This is a genomic window from Aurantimonas sp. C2-5-R2, assembly GCF_036549495.1.
Taxonomy (GTDB): Bacteria; Pseudomonadota; Alphaproteobacteria; order Rhizobiales; family Rhizobiaceae; genus Aurantimonas; species Aurantimonas coralicida_A.
Window position 1 is genome coordinate 1 of record NZ_JAZHLJ010000052.1, and the last position, 19171, is coordinate 19171.

Below are 19171 nucleotides of genomic sequence, written 5' to 3' on the forward strand. Positions count from 1 at the left end.
CCTGCGAGGCCTCGGTGATCGCCACGCCCGCCGCCACCGGCGCCCCAAAACCCTTGAGAACTTGCTTGGCCTGATATTCGTGGATGTTCATCTGTCGTCCTCGGCGCGGAGGGGAAAAGGAACGGGCCGCTCAATGGCGGCCCGGCAAAATCACTTCAGCTTCGGCGCGATTTCCGCGCAGGCTTCCATCAGGCCCTTCACCGCGGCGACGGACTTCTCGAACTGCGCCTTTTCGTCACTGGCGAGGTCGATCTCGATCACCCGCTCGATACCGTCGGCGCCGATCACGCAGGGCACGCCCACATACATGTCCTTGAGGCCGTATTCGCCCTTGAGGTTCGCCGCGCAGGGCAGCACCCGCTTCTTGTCCTTGAGGTAGGATTCGGCCATCTGGATCGCCGAGGCGGCCGGGGCGTAATAGGCCGAGCCGGTCTTCAACAGGCCGACGATCTCGGCGCCGCCGTCGCGGGTGCGCTGGACGATTTCCTCCAGCCGCTCCTTCGAGCACCAGCCCATCTTGACCAGATCGGTGAGCGGGATGCCAGCGACTGTCGAATAGCGGGTGAGCGGCACCATCGTATCGCCGTGACCGCCGAGCACGAAGGCGGTGACGTCCTCGACCGAGACCTTGAATTCCTCGGCGAGGAAGGTGCGGAAGCGGGCGGAGTCGAGCACGCCGGCCATGCCGACCACCTTGGCCTTGGGCAGGCCGGAGAATTTCTGCAGCGCCCAGACCATCGCGTCGAGCGGGTTGGTGATGCAGATGACGAAGGCGTTGGGCGCGTATTTGGCGATGCCGGCGCCGACCTGCTCCATGACCTTCAGATTGATCCCGAGCAGATCGTCGCGGCTCATGCCCGGCTTGCGCGGCACGCCGGCCGTGACGATGCACACATCCGCGCCCTCGATGGCGGCATAGTCGTTGGCGCCGGAAAGGCGGGCGTCGAAGCCCTCGACCGGACCGGACTGGGAGATGTCGAGGGCCTTGCCCTGCGGCGTGCCCTCGGCGATGTCGAACATGACGACGTCGCCGAGGTCCTTCAGGCTCGCCAGATGTGCGAGCGTGCCGCCGATCATGCCGGAACCGATAAGTGCGATCTTCGAACGGGCCAAGGCCGCTTTCCTCCTGCTACCGGCCGGCTTCGGCGTCAGACCGGGAGCGGACCGCTGGTTGTGCGCGGACCGGGCCAAGGGAGCCTTCGCTCCGTTTGCCGAAATCCGTCGTCGCGGGGAGCCGCAACAGCAAATTCGGCTGAGCGCGATGCCAAAAGCCCCTGAACGGTGCCCCCGTTGCGGCGACGCAATAGACCGGGCCGCCCGCGGATGCAACCATGGCAATTAGGCTCTAGCGAATTCAATCGGTTATAATATCCGGGTATTACGTAAGAGTAAGAATATTAGACGTTCCCGATCCTACGGGCGGTGGCGCTTTAGCGCTTTGTTAGTCCTGTTCGACCGTCGTCGTTCGCCGCAAGGATCAAAACCGGTCCGCCAAACGTAATTGCAGTGGATCAACGATTGGCATCGCGCCGTCCGATCCGGGATCGTACCGGCTCCTGACCGGCTCGACCGCCAGACGAGGATGCCGACCCGAATGTACCTGCCTGTGAATCTGATCCTGGATCTGGCGAACGATGTCGGCCTGCTGGCCCTCCTCGCCATAAGCTACGGAGCCCTTCGCCGCGCCCGCTGGCCCGGCGGCACGCAAGCGGTGACCCTGGGGCTTGTCTTCGGGGCCGCGGCGATCGCCACGATGCTGCAGGCGTCCATTCCCCTGCCCGGGATCATGATCGATGCGAGAATTATCGTGGTCGCGCTGGCCGCCGCCTTCGGTGGACCGTTGCCCGCGACGATCGCCGCCGCCGCCGCCGGTATTTACCGCATCGCCGTCGGCGGGGCGGGAACGGGCATCGGTCTCGCCGTTCTTGGCTTCGGGGTCGTCGCCGGTCTGCTCTGGTGGCACACTTGGCGCCGGCGCAGCCATGCCAGCCTCGCGAGCCTGTTCTTCCTCGGCTTGACGATCTCCTGTCAGGCCCTGCTCCTGCCATTGCTGCCGATCCAGGCCTCCGCTACCTCCATCGGCCTTTCGGTCGCCGCGCTCATGGCCTCCTGTATCCTCGCCACCCTTCTTCTCGGCGCGCTGATGCGCCGTGAGGATAGCTTGATCGCGCGGGAGAAATCCCTGCTCATTGATGCTTTCACCGACCCGTTGACCGGGCTTGCCAACCGACGGGCGTTCGACCAGCGGCTCGAGGAATGGACGACGGTGCAGCCGCTTCGGCCGTTTGCGCTGATGATGATCGACGTCGATCACTTCAAGACGATCAACGACCGATTCGGCCATGATTGCGGCGATCGCGCGCTTGCCGCCGTCGGCGATGTGCTGAGGCGCCTCGAAAGCGAAAAGGATATGGTGGCGCGATACGGTGGCGAGGAATTCGCGGTTCTGCTTTGGAATTGCGATCTGCCGGCCGCGATGCGCCGCGCGGAGCATCTACGGCGTCTCATCGCCGCGAAGCACTTCGGGGAGATCGACGACGCCGCCCCCCTGACGGTCAGCATCGGTGTCAGCCAGACCGACCGCTGCGGCAGTCCCGGGTCGGTCAGGCGTGACGCCGATGCCGCCCTCTATCGGGCGAAGGCCGCCGGACGAAATTGCGTCGTAGCGGCCCGAAAGCCGCGGGCTGCCCGGCCGCGCGATGGAGCTGGCACCCGTCCATCGGAACCGGTCGCGGCCTGGGCCGAGATTTCCCAGCGGCCGGCAGGCGAGTTCCGACGCGAACCCCATCAACTAGCGCTTTATACCAACCTGCGGTGATAGGGACCCATTCGATGGCGCTGAACGGGCTTGTCCGGCCAGGAGCGACGCGCGGGTCGATGCGGCGCATCGGGCAAGCGGTGCGACGCAGTCCGGCAAGCCCGTACAGCCCACCGAAGGCCGGACGCTCGCCGCGCCTAGCTTCGTCCCGGGCCTCGCCCGATGCGCCGCATCGCGCGTCGTCCCGATCCTTGCCAGGCATCGGCGATCGTCCCGGTCGAATGGGTTCCTATCACCGCAGGTTGGTATTAACCGGAGGCGCCGGACGTCCGGGCCAGATAGTCGTCCGAGCGCATTTCGACGAGACGCGAGACGGCGCGGTCGAACTCGAAAGCCTCGGCGCCGGAGCGACCGCGATAGAGCCGCTCCGCCGATGCCTCGGCCGACATTACCAGCCGGCGACCGGAATCATACAGCGCGTCGACGAGGGTGATAAAGCGTTTGGCTTCATTGCGCTCAGCCTGGTCCATCACTGGAACCCGGTCGAGCATCACCGTGTGGAAGCGCCGTGCGATCGCCAGATAATCCTGCGCGCCGAGCGGGCGCTTCAACAGATCGTCGTAGGAAAAACGCGCCGCGCCGTTGCCGGCGCGTGGCACCTTTACCGTGCGCCCCTTCACCGACAGCGACGCGACGCCCTCCTTGGCGCCGTCGAGAAGCGTCAGCCAGATCGCGTCCATCCGGGTCTCGGCGGTCGAATCGAGCGGCGAGAGATAAACGTCGTCACGCCCGATCGTGGCAAGCCGGTAGTCTTCCGCGCCGTCGAGCGCGACGATGTCGGTGTGGGCTTTGAGAATGTCGATGAACGGCAGGAACAGCGGCCGGTTGAGACCATCGCGATAGAGATTGTCGGGCGCGACATTCGACGTCGCGACAAGCACCACGCCTTGCTCGAACAACGCCTTGAACAGCCGCGACAGGATCATCGCGTCGGCAATATCGGTCACCGCGAATTCATCGAAGCACAAAAGGCGGGCATCCTTGGCGATCTGGCCGGCGACCGGGCCGATCGGGTCGTCGCCGCTGGCCGTGCCCGCCTTCACCGCCTTGCGATGGGCGCCGATGCGCTCGTGGACGTCGCCCATGAAGGCGTGGAAATGCACGCGCCGTTTCGCCGACACCGAACTCTGGCGAAAGAACATATCCATGAGCATGGTCTTGCCGCGGCCGACATCGCCGTGGATATAGACGCCGCGGATCGGGTCGGCTTCGCGCTTCTTGCCGAACAGCCAGCCGAGGGCGCTCTTTTTCGAGGCGACGGTGGCGGCCGAGAGTGTCTGATCGATGTGGTCGAGCCGGTCGGCAAGCGCTCTTTGGCCGAGGTCCGCCTCGATCTCCTTGATGGCGATCAAATGCTCCAGCGCCGAGCGGACAGGTCCTTGCGCCTTCCTGTCGTCGCGCGTGGCGGTGCTCGGCATCGTTCCTCGAAGGGTCCGTTGGGAAAGCTGGCGGCAGGCCGGGTCCGCCGCATCCCGCGCCAAGATCACGGCGAAGGCTTGCGGACGCACCGCAGAGCCGGGCGTTTTCCAAAGCGTGGCCGGACAGCGCGGCGAGCGATGCTGTCCGGCGCCGGTTCCTACCGGTAGAGGCTGATCTGCTGCCCGCTCTTGGTGCGGCCCTCGTAGCGCGATCCGCCGGAGGAGTTGAGATTGGCGACGTTGGAGCCGCCGGAATCCTTCAGCACGACCTGATTGCCGGAGACGTCCCAGGCGCTAACGTCGGCGACCGCGCCGGGGCAGCCGCGTGATGCCGCGCGATAGCCGCCGGTCCACTTGGTCAGCGACAGGATGATCTGGCAGTTGCCGCCCGTCGTCGTCACCTTGTAGGCGCCGAGCACGGAGTTGCGCGAGATCGGCCCGCTACTGACGGACGCGACCTGGGTCTCCTGACTTGCCGAATTGTCGGACGAGGCATTCTGGTCCGTCTCGTTGGCCGTCACGTCGGTTTCGCTCTCAAAGGAGGAATTCTGTGACGCGGCCGGGGCCGGCGGCGGTGGCGGCGGCGGCAGCTTCCTGACCGCGACCCGCTGCCGGGGCGCCGGCGTCAGCGGCGCGGGCCCACTGCTCTCGAAGGACGGCATCGATCGCGAACAGCCTGCCGCCAGGAGCAGTGTGACGAGAACGGCTCCCGTTCTGGTCCAATTGGTCATGAGATTTCCCCGTGCATGTCTTTTCTCTTGCGGTCCCGGGTCGACACCGCCCAAGACCTTCCCTGTCATAAAGCGGACCAGTGCCACGCTTCGCAAGGCGCAATTGTGTCGAAATGCAACAGAAATCCCATCCTGTGACCCACAATCCACGAAAACCGGCCCGGCGGACCGCCGCTGCGTCGATGCAGCGGCCGGCTTGATCAGGCCGCGTCGGCCAGCGCGCGGGAAAAATCCCCGGTTTCCGGGTTCATCGCCCAGAGTTCGCCGGACCGGATGTCGACCCAGGCCCCGTGCAGCGACAGTTTACCCTCCTTTTCCAGGTTCTCGACCATGGGAAACGTCCGTAAATTGGCAATCGAATAGCGGATGGCGATGCGCTCCAGCGCCGCCTGCCGCTCGTTCGCCGTCATGTGGTCGTTGGCGCCGACCGCCCGCGTGACCGGATCGAGCAGGCTCATCCACTTGCCGATGAAATCGCCTGGGGACAGTGGCTCTGCGGCCGGCGACAGCGCGGCGTGAATGCCGCCGCAGCCGCCATGGCCGAGCACCACCACATGCTCCACCTTGAGCGCGTGCAGGGCGAATTCCAGCGCGGCCGAGGTTGCGTGAAATTCGCCGTCCGGCTCGTAGGGCGGCACCAGATTGGCAACGTTGCGCACGACGAAGATCTCACCCGGCGCGGTGTCGAAGATCGTCTCGGGCGCGGCGCGGGAATCGCAGCAGGCGATGACCATCGTCTTGGGGCTTTGTCCGACCTCGGCGAGCTGCCGCAGGCGCTGGCGCTCCTGCGGCAGCCGCTTGTCGACGAAGGCGCGGTAGCCATTGATAAGGTGGTCGGGAAGAAATTTCGTCATGCCGCGATCAGTAGCGATTCGCTGCGGCGCAATCAATTGCCCTGTGGGCGCAATCAATTGCCCTGTGGTCGTCCGCATTCGACCCGATGGTCGCACCGATCAAGCTCGGCGATTGCCGCCCGGATAGGCCAGGCGGCGGGTCTGGACCATCGCCATCGGATGCCTGAGGCTATCGCTGTCGGTTTCGAGCGTCAGTTCATCGGCACCGCGCTTCGTCGTACGTGCGAGGATCTCGAACACGGTCGCCGTGGTGGTCTGCAGGGCCTTTTCCTCGGAGACGCCGGCAAGCACGCGGGCTAGATACACCGCCGTCGTGAGGTCGCCGAGGCCATGCGGCGGGTTCTCGATAATCCTGTGCTCGGCAAGCATTGCCTGGAAATCGCGCACCAGCAGATTGCCGATCCCCCCGCGCAGCATCGCAAAGGCCGAGGTGACGATGACGGTCGGCGGCCCGAGCGCGCTCGCCGCCTCGATCAGATGGGCATTGTCGGTCAATTCGAGGCCGCTGAGGAATTCCAGCTCGTAGCGATTGGGCGTCGCGATGTCGGCAAGCGGGATCAACAGATCGCGGATTGCCGCGAGCGTCGCTTGCGGTTGATACATTCGGCCGCCATCGCCGATCACCGGGTCGCAGATATAGATCGCCTTCGGATTGGCGCGCTTGACGGCTTCGACCAGCCGCGCGGTGGGCGCGATCTGATCCTCGGCGCCGAAATAGCCGGTAAGGATGGCACCCACCTCACCCAGCCAGGGCGATCCGGCCAGATCGTCCATCAGGTCCGAGAATTCGGCGCCGGGCGGCACGATGCGAGTCGCCGGCCCGTGGCCCGGATGCCAGGGCAGCGTCACGGTGGGGACCGACCACACCGGGAAGCCGAGGGTTTCCAGCGCGAACACCGCCGCGCGGTTGCCGACGGTGCCGCGCGCGACATGGCTCGACACCGAGATGACGGCCGGCCGGTCGCTCTGCTGAATGGACTTGGCTGTCGGCATGGGGCGGCCGTTCAATCGCTTGCGAGCTGGATGGCGAGAAGGACGGCGAAGACGATGAAGCCGACGATCGCGGCAAGACGTCCGATGCGCGTGCCGATGACCTCGATCCGATCGTTTGGATCGGCGTCGCGCGCCATGAAATGATCGCGCGTCCTGAACAGCATCGCCTCAGTGTGGCCGCCGACCTGCGGCTCGGTCTCCTGCCGCACGCGTTCGAGGATGGCTTTCGCCTCGCGTTGGCGCTCGTCGTCGTGATGATGGCCGGTCATGCGAAATCTCTGTCGCAAAAGCCTGAAGAGAGCAACCTTGGGCGTGTCATTCGACTTCTGGAAAGCGCGAAGATGGTCTACATAAGCGCCGACGGGCCGCGCCGCCCCTGACCGGAGACCCACCATGCCGTCACTTGCCGCCGCCCTACCGCCCCGGTTCCGACCGATCGTAACCGCCTTCGTGTTGGCGATCGTGGCGCCGCTGCTGTCGGCCTGCGGGATCAACGCGATCCCCACCTATGAAGAACAGGCCAAGGCCACCTGGGCGCAGGTCGAGAACCAGTATCAGCGCCGCGCCGACCTGATCCCCAACCTCATCGAGACGGTAAAAGGCTTCGCCGCGCAGGAACGCGAGGTGCTGACCGCCGTGGTCGAGGCGCGCGCCAAGGCGACGCAGACGCAGATCAACGCCGATCAGCTGACCGACCCGGCCGCCATCCAGAAATTCCAGGCAGCCCAGGATCAGCTGTCCGGCGCACTGTCGCGCCTGCTGGTCACGGTCGAACGCTATCCGGACCTGAAATCCAACCAGAACTTCCTGGCGCTTCAGAGCCAGCTCGAAGGCACCGAAAACCGCATCTCGGTCGCCCGCCGCGACTATATCGACGCGGTCCGCGTCTACAACACCGAGCTGAAGACCATTCCCGGTCGCTGGATCGCCGCGCTGTTCTATCCGGAGGCCAAGGAGATGCAGGCCTTTACCGCGACCGCCGGCGCCGAGACACCGCCCAAGGTCGATTTCGGCAAGTGAGGAGCACGCCAAGATGGCGATGACGCCGCGGCCCGATATGCGCGCCACCCGGTCTTGGCCAATGACTGGCCGAGTCACGCCGCAGACCCGTGGCGCCGCCGCGTGGCTGCTCCTCGCGATGGCTCTATGGCTGGGGGGCATGGCTCCCTCGGCGGCGCAGGACTTCCCGCCGTTGACCGGCCGCGTGGTCGACACCGCCGATCTGCTCGATCCGGGCATGGAGGCGGCGCTGACCGAGAAGTTGGCCGCCTTCGAAGCGCAATCGAGCGACCAGGTCGTGGTGGCAACGGTTCCCGATCTTCAGGGCTCCGAGATCGCCGATTACGCCAATCGGCTGGCGCGGGAGTGGGCGATCGGCCAGAAAGACGAGGACAACGGCGTCCTGCTGCTGGTCAGCCGCGACGACCGAAAGGTGCGGATCGAGGTCGGCTACGGCCTCGAAGGCACCCTGACCGACGCGCTGTCGACGCTGGTCATCCAGAACGACATCCTGCCGGCCTTTCGAAGCGGCGACTATCCGGCGGGGATCGTAAAGGGGGTCGACGGCATCCTGCAGGTCCTGTCCGGCGACGCCGCCGAGCTGGAAGCGCGCGCCAAGCGCAACGAATCCTGGTCCGGCGGCGAGGTCTCGGACTGGCTGTTCACGCTGTTCTTCGTCGGCGTCTGGGTGTTCGTGATCGGCAGTTTCGTGATGACCAATCTGGCCCGCCGACACGGCCGCAAGATCGGCAAGAACCGCTATCGCTGGCTCGGGATGATCTGGGCGCTCGATGCGGCCGGCGCGTCGCGGCGGTCGGGCGGTGGCGGCTTTTCGGGTGGCGGCGGCGGCTTTGGCGGCGGTGGATCGTTCGGCGGCGGCGGATCGTCGGGGAGTTGGTAACGATGGCGCATCTCAGTTTCACCGAAGCCGACCATGCCCGCATTGCCGCGGCGATCAGCGCCGCGGAAGCGACCACCACCGGGGAAATCTACGCGGTTTTCGCGCGCACCAGCGATGCCTATGTCTTCGTGCCGGCGACGATCGCACTCGCCCTGTCGCTGGTCGCCGCGCTGCTGGCGGCGCTGTTCGCGCCGCTTGCCGGCTTTGCGATCTCGGGCCTTGCGCTGGTGACAAGCCAGCTCGCCGCCACCCTCGCTCTGCTGGCGCTGTTCGCGCTCGTGCCCCGGCTTCGCATGGTATTCGTGCCGCGTGCCGTTGCCGAGGACCGCGCCCATCGCATGGCGCTGTCGCAATTCTTCGCCCACAACATTCACACGACCGTCGGGCGCACCGGCGTCCTCGTCTTCGTCTCCGAAGCCGAGCGCTATGCCGAGATCGTCGCCGACGCGGAGATCGCCGCCAAGGTACCGCAGGAGGCCTGGGACGCCATCGTCGCCGACCTCATCGCCGCCGCGCGGGACAACCGTCTGGCCGACGGTTATGTCCAGGCCGTTACCGCCGCCGGCGCGATCCTGACGGCGCATTTTCCCGGCGACCATGCCAATCCGAACGAGATCGACGACCGGCTGGTGGAGATCTGAGGAGAAATGTCAGGTTAGGGATTGATCATGAGTCTGGATAACTACGCAATTTGCGTATATATAAAGTAGTCGCGGGTGACTCCCGATCACATCGACCTGACGCTCGACGTCGATGGCACGGATGATCCCATCGTCACAATCGAAGTTCGCTCACCCCATGGAACGCTGTCCATGATGGGCGTCATCGAATTGACCGAGCGTTCGGTGGCGCTTCGCGAAGTGCACATAGGCGGCGCGGGATCAGGTCATTGGGAACGGCGCGATTGCGCGGTTTGATGAAAGGCATCATGGAGAAGCTCGATGTCGACGAAATCCTCATTGAAGGAGCGGTTCGGACAACGGGTGCAAATCCGGGAAATCGGCCGCGTCCCCTCCGGTTCACCCGTAAGGCTGAGCCTTAGGCTTGGCGACGCACCAAACACGCCCGAAGCCGCGCGCATTTTGGCCCGGCGGCATGTTTCGCTTCGAACAGCCCATCGCGCGCTGTCCGATCTCTTGGCAGGCGCAAGGAGCGCCGTCCTGCTAGCTCCTTGTGATCGAAGACCGCGACCGGCTTCTGTCCGAGCTGGCTGCCGTCGGCGTCGTCGCGCGCCCCCATGAAACGCCGGAGGTCGACTCGCGCCTCGTACGAGAGCGGACCGGGCTGTCACAGGATGAGTTCGCACTCCGCTACGGACTTGACGTCTCGACCATCCGCAATTGGGAGCAAGGCCGCTCGAAGCCCGACGCCGCCGGGCGTGCCGTTTTGTGGACGATCGCGTACTACCCGGAAGCAGTTGAGCAATCGATCGAGGCGAGCGGCGGCTCACACGACTTTTGAGCATCGGCTCCCTTCACGAGTCCGGTCACACGCCGACATGACCCTCGACGACCGGCTGGTGGAGATCTGAGGAGAAATGTGGGCGGGCTCACTGGGAACCGGGTGGTAGTCCGGCGTTCGCCCTGCACGGGGTGAATGGCCGCAATGCCGGACTGAGCGGACATAGATGGGAATCACCACTTAAGGTTGTCACACGACGTCATTGGCAAAGTGACGTAACCAGACCTCCGTTCGAGCTTTGTCGCGCGCTTCATAGTCCCGGATAGCGCGCTGGAGATCGCCGAGATCCTCATTTTCTCTGTCCTCGCCGATCTCGGTCAACCGCATCGTGTACCACGCGGTTATCCCGCCCTCTGGGGCACTGGCGAACCTGGGAAAGGCCGGCTCTGGTTTCTGATCCGCTTTCCAGAGGTCGGGAAGTGACGGCTCAAGGACAAGCGCGCGGGCGAGACCGACGATATCGATCGCACCGCTGGCCACCGCGTCCTCGGCCTGCGCACGTGTCTTGAAACCGCCCGTCAGCATCAACGGCTTGGTCGTCATCGCGCGGGCGCGCTTGGCGAATTTCAAGAAGTAGGGTCCGGGTCCAGCACCGTCGGAAGCGGACTTTGCTCCTGGGAAGTAAGTCCCGCCGCTCATGTCGATCAGGTCGACCGAAGACCGGTCCAGCGCTGCCACGACTTCGAGCGCGTCGTCCTCGTCAAGGCCGCCCTCGAGCTGGTCTGAGGAATTGAGTTTCACAGCGATGGGAAAATCCGGCCCGACAGCGGCGCGGGTTGCATCAACGGCTTCCAGCAGAAGCCGCATACGGTTGGCGATCGCCCCTCCGTATTCGTCGCTCCGCTTGTTGAACAATGGCGATAGAAACTGACTGAGCAGAAATCCGTGCGCCGCATGAATCTGCACTCCGCCGAAACCAGCCAGCCGCGCCAAACGGGCTGTCCTCGCAAACTCAAAGGGCAGTCGATGAATCTCCTCAATTGACAATTCCCCGCAGCGCAGACCCCGCAGATCGAGGGCGCTCGGACCGTTGGGCGCACTGGTGGGCGCGTAAGCAAGCGCCCCGGCGTGACCGAGTTGCAGCCAGAGCTCAGTGCCGTTTTCGCTGCCCTGTTGGGCAAGTTCCCGGAAACGGTCGAGGTCGGACGTCTCGTTGAGCACCAGATTGCCGGGCTTCTCGGCATAAGCGGCGTTGCCTTGCACCTCGCCAATGATGGATACGGCCAGTCCACCTCCCGCCCAACGCTGATACAGCCGGATCTGTTCGGCTGTCGGATGGCCGGTTCCGTCGCCCAGGGAATCCGACATCGCCGATTTCGCAATCCGGTTCTTCAGGGTTACTCCACAGGGCAGTTTTAGCGGCTCAAACAGAATTCCACGTTGTTGCATATAAACTTTCACAAACAGATTTTTCGGCTTCAATCTACATCCACGAAAATTGACGCCCCGCTACAGGACCTCAAGTTTGGGCTCGAAGCGAGCCATTCATTGAAATATGGACGAAACGTTGCTTCGAGTCGTCAGTCGCTTGATCCCGAAGCAAAAATTGGCAGTTTCAGGTCGACCTGACCGCCGGCATGTCGACACCCACGCCACTGCTCCCTCACCGCGCCATGCCATGATACGCGGCGTTCGGCTTCATGTCGGTGGCTGACGCCACCCGGTTCGACATGGCGAAGAACGCCGCCACCGAAGCAATGTCGAAGATCGCCCGGTTGGAATAACCGGCGTCGCGCAGCGCCTGCCGGTCGGCCTCGATAATCGTGTCCGGCCGCTCGGTCAGCTTGACCACGAAATCCAGCATCGCCGTCCGCCTGGCGTCGAGCCCGGCCGCGCGCCAGTTCTGCGCGATCGTCTCGCCGAAATTCGCGTCGCCCGAAAGCTGCCGGACGGCGGCGCCGTGCGCGGTCAGGCAATAATGGCAGTGGTTGATCGCGGAAACGACGACCGCGATGATCTCACGGTCGACCTTGTCGATCTCGCTCTCCCCCAGCATCAGCTCGTTGTAGAAGGTCGAGAACGCCTCAAGCTTTTTCTCGTCGAAGGCGTAGGCGATGAGCACATTGGGAACGAGGCCCAGCTTCTCCTCGCATTTGGCGAAATAGGCCCTGGTGCGTTCCGACAATGGTTCGGCGACGCCGAGATCGAGCGCGGTAACCGCGCGGTCATCATGCTTGGTCATGCTTCCTCCGAAAAACGCCCAGCGGGCGACCTGCACGGCGAAACGTCGCAGATCGCCCGCGTTCCCCTATGATAGGGTTCTGTAGACCACAGGCGACGCCGAAAGGGATGGCGATTATGGACCATCACGATACGAGCAAATCCGCGATCCTCAGCGCCGTCGAGGCAGTGATCGGCGGCGGTCGGCCGGAAGCGGTTCTTGCGCCGCTGCTGTTCGCCCGCCCGCCAGCCGAGGATCTCGCCGCCTTCAAGCCGGAGGCCCTCGCGGCCGCCGCGCGGGCCGGCATCGCCGCGCTCGATGCCCATCGCCGGGGCCGGTTCGTCGTGGCGATCGAACGACCGGAAGCATTTCTGCACGGCGAGGAGCCGCAGGACCTGGTCACCGTGGTCAGCGACGACATGGCGTTCCTGTTCGATTCCGTGACCGCCGAGATCGCCGAGACCGCGCCGGCGATCCACTATATTTCCCATCCGATTCTGGACGTCGTGCGGGGCGCTGACGGAGAGATCAACAGCTTTTCCGCCTCGCATGCGAGCGACGAGACCCAGGCAGAGCCGGACCGCACCAGCCTCATCCAGTTCGCCATCGATCCCATCGGCGCCGATGCCGCGCCGGCGTTGCGCGCACGCCTGGAGGCAATCCTGACCCAAGTCGCGCAGGCCAATGCCGATTTCGGCGCCATGCGCGATCGCGTCAGCGACGCGGTCGACGGGCTGCGCCAGCGGGCCGGCGGCCTCGCTTCTGACGGCACCCGGATCATCGTCGAGGAATCGGCCAATCTGCTCGAGTGGCTGCGCGACGACAATTTCATCTTTCTCGGCTGCCGCGAATACGACTATCTCGGCGATGCCGAGGGCGAGGCGCTGGAGCGACGCGAAGACGCCGGGCTCGGCATTTTGGCCGATCCCCGCCTCCGCATTCTCGGGCGGGACGGCCGGTCGATGACGACCACACCGGAGATTCGCGCTTTCCTGAAAGCCCCGAACCCGCTGATCGTCACCAAGGCCAATGCCCGCTCGATCGTTCACCGTCGGACCTACATGGATTATGTCGGCGTCAAGCAATATGACGCCGCCGGTAACTTCACCGGCGAATTGCGCATCGTCGGCCTGTTCACCTCGAGCGCCTATACCCAGTCGATTCTCACCATCCCCTATCTCCGCCTGAAAGCGGAGACGGTCATCAGCCGGTCGGGGCTTCGTCCGGGATCCCATTCCGCCAAGGCCCTTCTCAACGCGCTGGAGTCCTATTCGCGCGACGAGGTGTTCCAGATGGACGTCGACCTTCTGGAGCGCTTCGCGACCACCATCGTCGAGCTCGGCGAGCGTCCGCGCGTGCGCGTTCTGTCGCGCATCGACCGATTCCACCGTTTCGTCTCCGTGCTCGTCTTCGTTCCGCGCGACCGTTACGACACGCGGCTGCGCGAACGCATCGGCCTGTTGCTCGCCGAGGCCTATGACGGTCGCGTCTCGGCCTATTACCCGGCCTTTCCGGACGGGCCTCTTGCGCGGGTTCACTTCATCATCGGCCGTGGGGAAGGCACCACGCCGGACGTCGACGTCACGGGTATCGAGCAGCGGATCGTCAAACTGGCGAAGAATTGGGAGGACGCCTTCGTCAGCGCGCTCGCCCAGGCGGGCCGCTCGCACGAACTGGGCAAACTGGTGCCCGGTCTGCCGGAAAGCTATCGCGATGTCATCGCGCCGGAGGAAGCGGTTACCGACGCGGCGGTCATCGACGGCCTGTCGCCGGATCGCGATCTCAAGGTGGATTTCTACCGACGCGCCGGCGACCGCGGCGATTTGCTGCGTCTGAAAATCTATCACCTTGGAGCCGCCGTCACCCTGTCGACCCGCGTGCCCATCCTCGAGAACATGGGATTTTCCGTCGTTTCCGAACGCACGTTTCCCGTCACGCGGCCCGATGGCGAGCGCGTGCATCTCCACGATATGGATCTTACCCGCAGACATGGCGGCGACATCCTGCTCGACGATGACGGTGCCGCCCTGCAGGCAACCTTTGCCGCCGTCACGGCGGGCGGAATCGAGGATGACGGCTTCAACGCGCTCGTTCTCGAAGCCGGATTTGATTTCCGCAAGGCCAACGTGCTGCGCGCCTATTCGCGCTATTTGCGGCAAGCCGGACTGTCCTACTCACCGGACTTTCTGGCGACCGCGTTGCTGCGCCATCCCGCGATCGCGGCACGGCTCTGGGAGTTGTTCGAAACCGCTTTCGGCCCGGGGCAATCCGCACTGCGCGGCGGCGGCGCCGCCACCGGCCGCGATGCGATCGAGGAGCCCGATGCCCGTCAGGTCCGCCTGGCCGCCGAGCGGGGAGCCGAGGCGGTTCACGCCGCCATCATCGAGGCGCTGGACGCGGTCGATTCCATCGACGATGACCGTATTATCCGGCGTTTCATGGGCGCCATCCTCGCCACCTTGCGGACCAATTTCTTCGCCATCGACGGAACGTCGACCGAGGCGGATTCCGAGCCTGGGCGGGTAGCTCCGGCGCTCGCCTTCAAGCTGGAATCCGCAGCGGTCGAGGGACTGCCCGCCCCGGTTCCGTTCCGCGAGATCTTCGTCTTCGACGCACGCGTCGAAGGCGTGCATCTGCGCTTCGGGCGCGTCGCCCGCGGCGGTCTGAGATGGTCGGACCGAGCCCAGGACTATCGCACTGAAGTGCTCGGTCTGGTCAAGGCGCAGCAGGTCAAGAACGCCGTCATCGTCCCGGTTGGCGCGAAGGGCGGTTTCTATCCCAAGCGCCTCCCGGACGCCTCTAACCGCGATGCCTGGTTCGCCGCCGGCCGGTCGGCCTATGTCGTCTTCATCGCCTCGCTTTTGTCGGTCACCGACAACATCGTCGGGGACGCGGTCGTGCCGCCATCCGACGTTACGCGCTATGACGGCGACGATCCCTATTTCGTCGTCGCCGCCGACAAGGGCACCGCGACCTTCTCCGACACCGCCAACGCCATCGCCCAGTCGAACGATTTCTGGCTGGACGACGCCTTCGCCTCCGGCGGCTCGGCCGGATACGATCACAAGGCGATGGGGATCACCGCGCGCGGCGCGTGGGAGGCCGTGAAGCGTCATTTCCGCGAAATGGATCGTGATATCCAGGTCGAGCCGTTCACCGTCGTCGGTTGCGGCGACATGTCCGGCGACGTGTTCGGCAACGGAATGCTGCTGTCGCGTCAGACCCGGTTGATCGCCGCCTTCGACCATCGCGACATCTTCATCGATCCCGATCCCGACCCATCGGTCTCCTTCGCCGAGCGCCAGCGCCTGTTCGAAAAACCGCGCTCATCCTGGGCCGACTACGACACGGACAAGCTGTCTGCAGGCGGCGGCGTCTTTTCCAGGCGCGAGAAGCGGATCACGATTTCGGAGCAGGCTGCGGGCGCGATCGGTTGGGACAAACTCTCTGGAACACCCGCCGAAGTGATCACAGCCATCCTCAAGGCGCCCGCCGATCTGTTGTGGTTCGGCGGCATCGGCACCTATGTGCGCGCCACGGCGGAATCCAACGCCGATGTCGGCGACCGCGCCAATGACGCCGTCCGCGTCACCGGCCTTGAGGTTCGGGCCAAGGTCGTGGGCGAGGGCGCCAATCTCGGTGTCACCCAGAAGGGCCGGATCGAATTCGCGCGCGACGGCGGCCGGATCAACTCCGACGCGATCGACAATTCGGCCGGCGTCAACACCTCCGACGTCGAGGTCAACATCAAGATCGCCTTGAAGAACGCGATGGAGGCCGGCCGCCTGACCCGAAGCGACCGCGACGCGCTGCTGGCCGGCATGACCGACGAGGTTGCCGAACTGGTGCTCGCCAACAACTACGAACAGACCCTGGCGCTGTCGCTGGAAGAGCGGGAGGGAGCCGGCGCGCTGGCGCTCCAGGCCCGGTTCATGACGGTTCTCGAAGCGGAAGGGACCCTCGATCGCTCCGTCGAGACCTTGCCGGGAGAGACGGCGATCGGCGATCTCAGGGGCAGCGGTCGCGGCCTCACACGGCCGGAAATCGGCGTCCTCATCGCCTACGCCAAGATCACGCTGTTCGACCAGCTGGTGGCCGGCACGCTGACCGACGATCCTTATTTCGAGGATCGGCTGCTGGACTATTTTCCCGTACCGATGCGCCACGACTTCGCCCGGGATATTCGCGGCCACCGGCTGTCTCGCGAGATCGTGGCGACCGTCCTGGCCAACGAGATCGTCAATCGCACCGGCCCGACCTTCGTCACCGTCATGCGCGAGGCGCGCGGTGCGTCTCCTTCGCAGATCGTGCGCGCTTTCGTGGCGGCGAAGGACGGCCTCGACATCAATGCGACTTATGAGCGGGTGGACGCACTGGACGGTCAGCTGTTCGGCGGAACCCAGAATGCGCTTTACGCCGAGATCGGGCGGTTTCTCCACCGCACGACCCGTTGGTACGCCCAGAACGAGCTCTTCGAGGCCGGCCTCACCGGGGCGGTCGTGAGCAGCCGGGACGCCCTTGATCAGCTGAAGCCGAAATTGCTGCATCTGGCGACGGACGCCGCGCGCGCGGAGGCCAAGGCCCGCGCCGATAGCTGGATCGAAAAGGGAGTGCCCGCCGACCTCGCCAGCGAGATCGCGCTGCTGCCCCTGCTGTCGCTGGTGCCGGACATTGCCTCTGTCTCACGTGAAACATCGGCGTCGCTGGAGGCGACGATCGAAACCTATTTCGGCATCACCCGCCTGTTCGGAATCGGCCGGCTCGAAGCGGCGTTGCTGACCCTGCAGACCCCCGATTATTACGAAACGCTGGCTCTGGATCGCGCCGCCAGCGAAATCACCGGAGCCCGGCGATCGCTGACCGCGGCGGCCCTGCGGCAGCAGGGCGGCGCTGGCGGCGACGCCGCCGGCGTCTGGGCCGAAAGGCGGCGCGGCGCCGTCGATCGCATCGCCGGCCAGATCGCTGCGCTGGCGGGGACCGGCGAGACCTCCGTCGCGCGGCTCACCGTCGCGGCGGGGCTGTTGTCGGATCTTGCCAGATAGCGGGCGGCCGCCTGGCAGAGGCGGCGCCCGGACCCAGGCTCCATCCCCGCCTATTTTTTCTTGCCGTCGCTCTTTTCCTGCGGCGCGAACTTGCCCGGCACGGTGGCCGGGGCCACGGCCTTCGCCTTGTCCGCCTTCGGCTTGCGGGTTTCCTTGTTGCTGCGCATTTGACCCTTGGCCATGTTCGATTCCCTCAAGGCATCCTGATTGATGCGAACCGCAGACTAGCACGCACCTACCGACCATGGGCAGCAATCGCGCCGATCAAGATGGATTGCGCTGGCGCCATGGCTCGGTGCATGGCTGTTTGGAACGCCGACCGACGAGGCCCCGGATGATTCCAGCAAGCGACTCCCCACCCTATCGCATGCCTCTTCGCCACCGGCCCGTCTGGGGCTGGATGGCCTTCGATTTCGCCGCCCAGCCCTTCTTCACCGTCATCATCACCTTCGTCTTCGGCCCCTATTTCGTCTCGCAACTCGCCCCGGACCCCGCTACCGGTCAAGCCTGGTGGAGCGGCGCCGTGGCACTCACCGGCATCGTCGTCGCGCTGCTGTCGCCGTTTCTCGGGTCGATCGCCGACCGCGCCGGTCCGCGCAAACCATGGATCGCAAGCTTCGCCGTCGTGCAGATCGGCGCCCTCACCCTCTTGTGGTTCGCCGCCCCCGGCTCGCCGCTCGTCCTCGTCGCCCTCCTGATCGTTCTGGCGCAAATCGCCGCCGAGTTCTCGATCGTCTTCAACGACGCGATGATTCCCCGGCTGGTTCACCGCGATTCGATCGGTCGCGTCTCCAACATCGCCTGGGGCCTCGGCTATGCCGGCGGCATCACCTTCCTGTTCTTCACCCTTGCCTTCCTCGCCGGCTCGCCCGCGACCGGCCGCACGATTCTCGGTCTCCAGCCGCTGTTCGGCCTTGACCCGGCCGCCGGGGAAGGCGCCCGCGCGACGGGACCCCTGGCGGCGCTGTGGTATCTCGTCTTCGTCCTGCCGATGTTTCTTTTCACCCCCGACCGCCCGAAGGCCGAGCCGATCACCGTCGCCGCGCGGGACGGTCTCAAGGACCTTCTGGCGACCTGGCGCGAAATACGCACGCGGCCGGCGCTGTTCCGCTTCCTGATCGCCCGGATGATCTATCAGGACGGCGTCAGCGCCCTGCTCGTCCTCGGCGGGGCCTTCGCGGCCGGCATGTTCGGCTGGTCGATCACCGAAAGCGGCCTGTTCGGCATCATCCTCAACGTCACCGCGATCCTCGGCTGCCTCGGCGCCAGCGTTCTCGACGCCAGGCTCGGCTCGAAGGCGGTGATCACCGCCTCGATCCTCTGCCTGATCGTGGCGACCATCGGAATTGTCTCGACCGCCCCCGCTTTCACCGCCTTCGGGCTGGTCGTCTTCGCGCCGTCCGAGGCGACCGGCCTGTTCGCGACCGCGGCAGAGAAGAGCTACATCGGCTGGGGGCTGCTGATCGGCCTCGCCTTCGGACCGGTGCAGGCCTCGTCCCGCTCCTGGCTCGCTCAGGCGGTGACGCCGGACGAGGCGGGGCGCTATTTCGGCTTCTACGCATTCACCGGGCGGGCGACGTCGTTCCTGGCGACTGGCGCGGTGGCGACCTTAACCGCCATCGCGGCGGCGCTGACCGATCCGGTGACCGCCTCGCGCATCGGCATGTCGGCGATCATCCTCTTTCTGATCGTCGGCCTGGCGCTGCTGGGACGGACACAGGGGCCGAGACGCAGCGAGACAAGTCGGTTGCCATTAGCCTGATTTAGATCTATTTTTGGGACTATATTTCATA

Annotated in this window: 17 protein-coding genes; 8 read left to right on the plus strand and 9 right to left on the minus strand. The window is 65.3% G+C overall.

The window, feature by feature from the left end:
* Positions 1-150: 150 nt before the first annotated feature.
* Positions 151-1113, minus strand: coding sequence for a malate dehydrogenase (mdh, locus tag VQ044_RS17890; RefSeq protein ID WP_327626237.1), 963 nt, complete (start codon positions 1111-1113; stop codon positions 151-153).
* A gap of 481 nt (positions 1114-1594) precedes the next feature.
* Here mdh and VQ044_RS17895 point away from each other — a divergent pair, with 481 nt between their 5' ends.
* A complete protein-coding gene (locus VQ044_RS17895) occupies positions 1595-2818 on the plus strand; it encodes a GGDEF domain-containing protein (protein WP_327648582.1) in 1224 nt (407 codons plus the stop codon).
* A 248-nt stretch (positions 2819-3066) separates the two neighbouring features.
* Here the strand turns inward: VQ044_RS17895 and zapE are convergent, their stop codons facing one another.
* From zapE to VQ044_RS17920, 5 genes are all read right to left on the minus strand, one after another.
* Positions 3067-4236 carry a cell division protein ZapE gene (zapE, locus tag VQ044_RS17900; protein WP_327651118.1) on the minus strand — a complete coding sequence of 390 codons (1170 nt, stop codon included), beginning with the start codon at positions 4234-4236 and terminating at the stop codon, positions 3067-3069.
* Between the two features lie 158 nt (positions 4237-4394).
* The gene (locus VQ044_RS17905; RefSeq protein WP_327648583.1) at positions 4395-4967 is read right to left on the minus strand and encodes a protease inhibitor Inh/omp19 family protein; all 573 of its coding nucleotides are present in this window, start codon (positions 4965-4967) and stop codon (positions 4395-4397) included.
* 200 nt (positions 4968-5167) lie between these two features.
* The gene (locus VQ044_RS17910; RefSeq protein WP_327626233.1) at positions 5168-5821 is read right to left on the minus strand and encodes a carbonic anhydrase; all 654 of its coding nucleotides are present in this window, start codon (positions 5819-5821) and stop codon (positions 5168-5170) included.
* Between the two features lie 99 nt (positions 5822-5920).
* Positions 5921-6814: a pyridoxal kinase PdxY gene (gene pdxY, locus VQ044_RS17915; RefSeq protein ID WP_327648584.1), complete on the minus strand. Its 894-nt coding sequence runs from the start codon at positions 6812-6814 to the stop codon at positions 5921-5923.
* 11 nt (positions 6815-6825) lie between these two features.
* Complete coding sequence (locus VQ044_RS17920) at positions 6826-7083, minus strand: hypothetical protein (protein ID WP_327626231.1); 258 nt, start codon at positions 7081-7083, stop codon at positions 6826-6828.
* Between the two features lie 124 nt (positions 7084-7207).
* Here VQ044_RS17920 and VQ044_RS17925 point away from each other — a divergent pair, with 124 nt between their 5' ends.
* The 5 genes from VQ044_RS17925 (at position 7208) to VQ044_RS17945 (ending at position 10175) form a co-directional block, all read left to right on the plus strand.
* Positions 7208-7834: a LemA family protein gene (locus VQ044_RS17925; RefSeq protein ID WP_327626230.1), complete on the plus strand. Its 627-nt coding sequence runs from the start codon at positions 7208-7210 to the stop codon at positions 7832-7834.
* 61 nt (positions 7835-7895) lie between these two features.
* On the plus strand, positions 7896-8714 hold the full coding sequence (locus VQ044_RS17930) for a TPM domain-containing protein (protein ID WP_442872948.1): 819 nt from the start codon (positions 7896-7898) through the stop codon (positions 8712-8714).
* Between the two features lie 2 nt (positions 8715-8716).
* Positions 8717-9355 (plus strand): TPM domain-containing protein, encoded by a 639-nt coding sequence (locus VQ044_RS17935; RefSeq protein WP_327648585.1) that lies wholly within the window; start codon positions 8717-8719, stop codon positions 9353-9355.
* Positions 9356-9430: 75 nt separating this feature from the next.
* Complete coding sequence (locus tag VQ044_RS17940) at positions 9431-9631, plus strand: hypothetical protein (RefSeq protein WP_327651117.1); 201 nt, start codon at positions 9431-9433, stop codon at positions 9629-9631.
* Between the two features lie 256 nt (positions 9632-9887).
* On the plus strand, positions 9888-10175 hold the full coding sequence (locus VQ044_RS17945; protein ID WP_327648586.1) for a helix-turn-helix domain-containing protein: 288 nt from the start codon (positions 9888-9890) through the stop codon (positions 10173-10175).
* 189 nt (positions 10176-10364) lie between these two features.
* On the opposite strand, the gene VQ044_RS17950 is transcribed toward VQ044_RS17945, so the two are convergent.
* Positions 10365-11597, minus strand: coding sequence for an NADH:flavin oxidoreductase/NADH oxidase family protein (locus VQ044_RS17950; protein WP_327648587.1), 1233 nt, complete (start codon positions 11595-11597; stop codon positions 10365-10367).
* A 181-nt stretch (positions 11598-11778) separates the two neighbouring features.
* Positions 11779-12357 carry a peroxidase-related enzyme gene (locus tag VQ044_RS17955; protein WP_327648588.1) on the minus strand — a complete coding sequence of 193 codons (579 nt, stop codon included), beginning with the start codon at positions 12355-12357 and terminating at the stop codon, positions 11779-11781.
* A 116-nt stretch (positions 12358-12473) separates the two neighbouring features.
* On the opposite strand from VQ044_RS17955, the gene VQ044_RS17960 reads away from it, so the two are divergent.
* Positions 12474-17378: an NAD-glutamate dehydrogenase gene (locus VQ044_RS17960; RefSeq protein ID WP_327648589.1), complete on the plus strand. Its 4905-nt coding sequence runs from the start codon at positions 12474-12476 to the stop codon at positions 17376-17378.
* Positions 17379-17428: 50 nt separating this feature from the next.
* Here the strand turns inward: VQ044_RS17960 and VQ044_RS17965 are convergent, their stop codons facing one another.
* Complete coding sequence (locus VQ044_RS17965) at positions 17429-17560, minus strand: hypothetical protein (protein ID WP_327625502.1); 132 nt, start codon at positions 17558-17560, stop codon at positions 17429-17431.
* A 152-nt stretch (positions 17561-17712) separates the two neighbouring features.
* Here VQ044_RS17965 and VQ044_RS17970 point away from each other — a divergent pair, with 152 nt between their 5' ends.
* Positions 17713-19140: an MFS transporter gene (locus VQ044_RS17970; RefSeq protein ID WP_327648590.1), complete on the plus strand. Its 1428-nt coding sequence runs from the start codon at positions 17713-17715 to the stop codon at positions 19138-19140.
* Positions 19141-19171 lie beyond the last annotated feature (31 nt).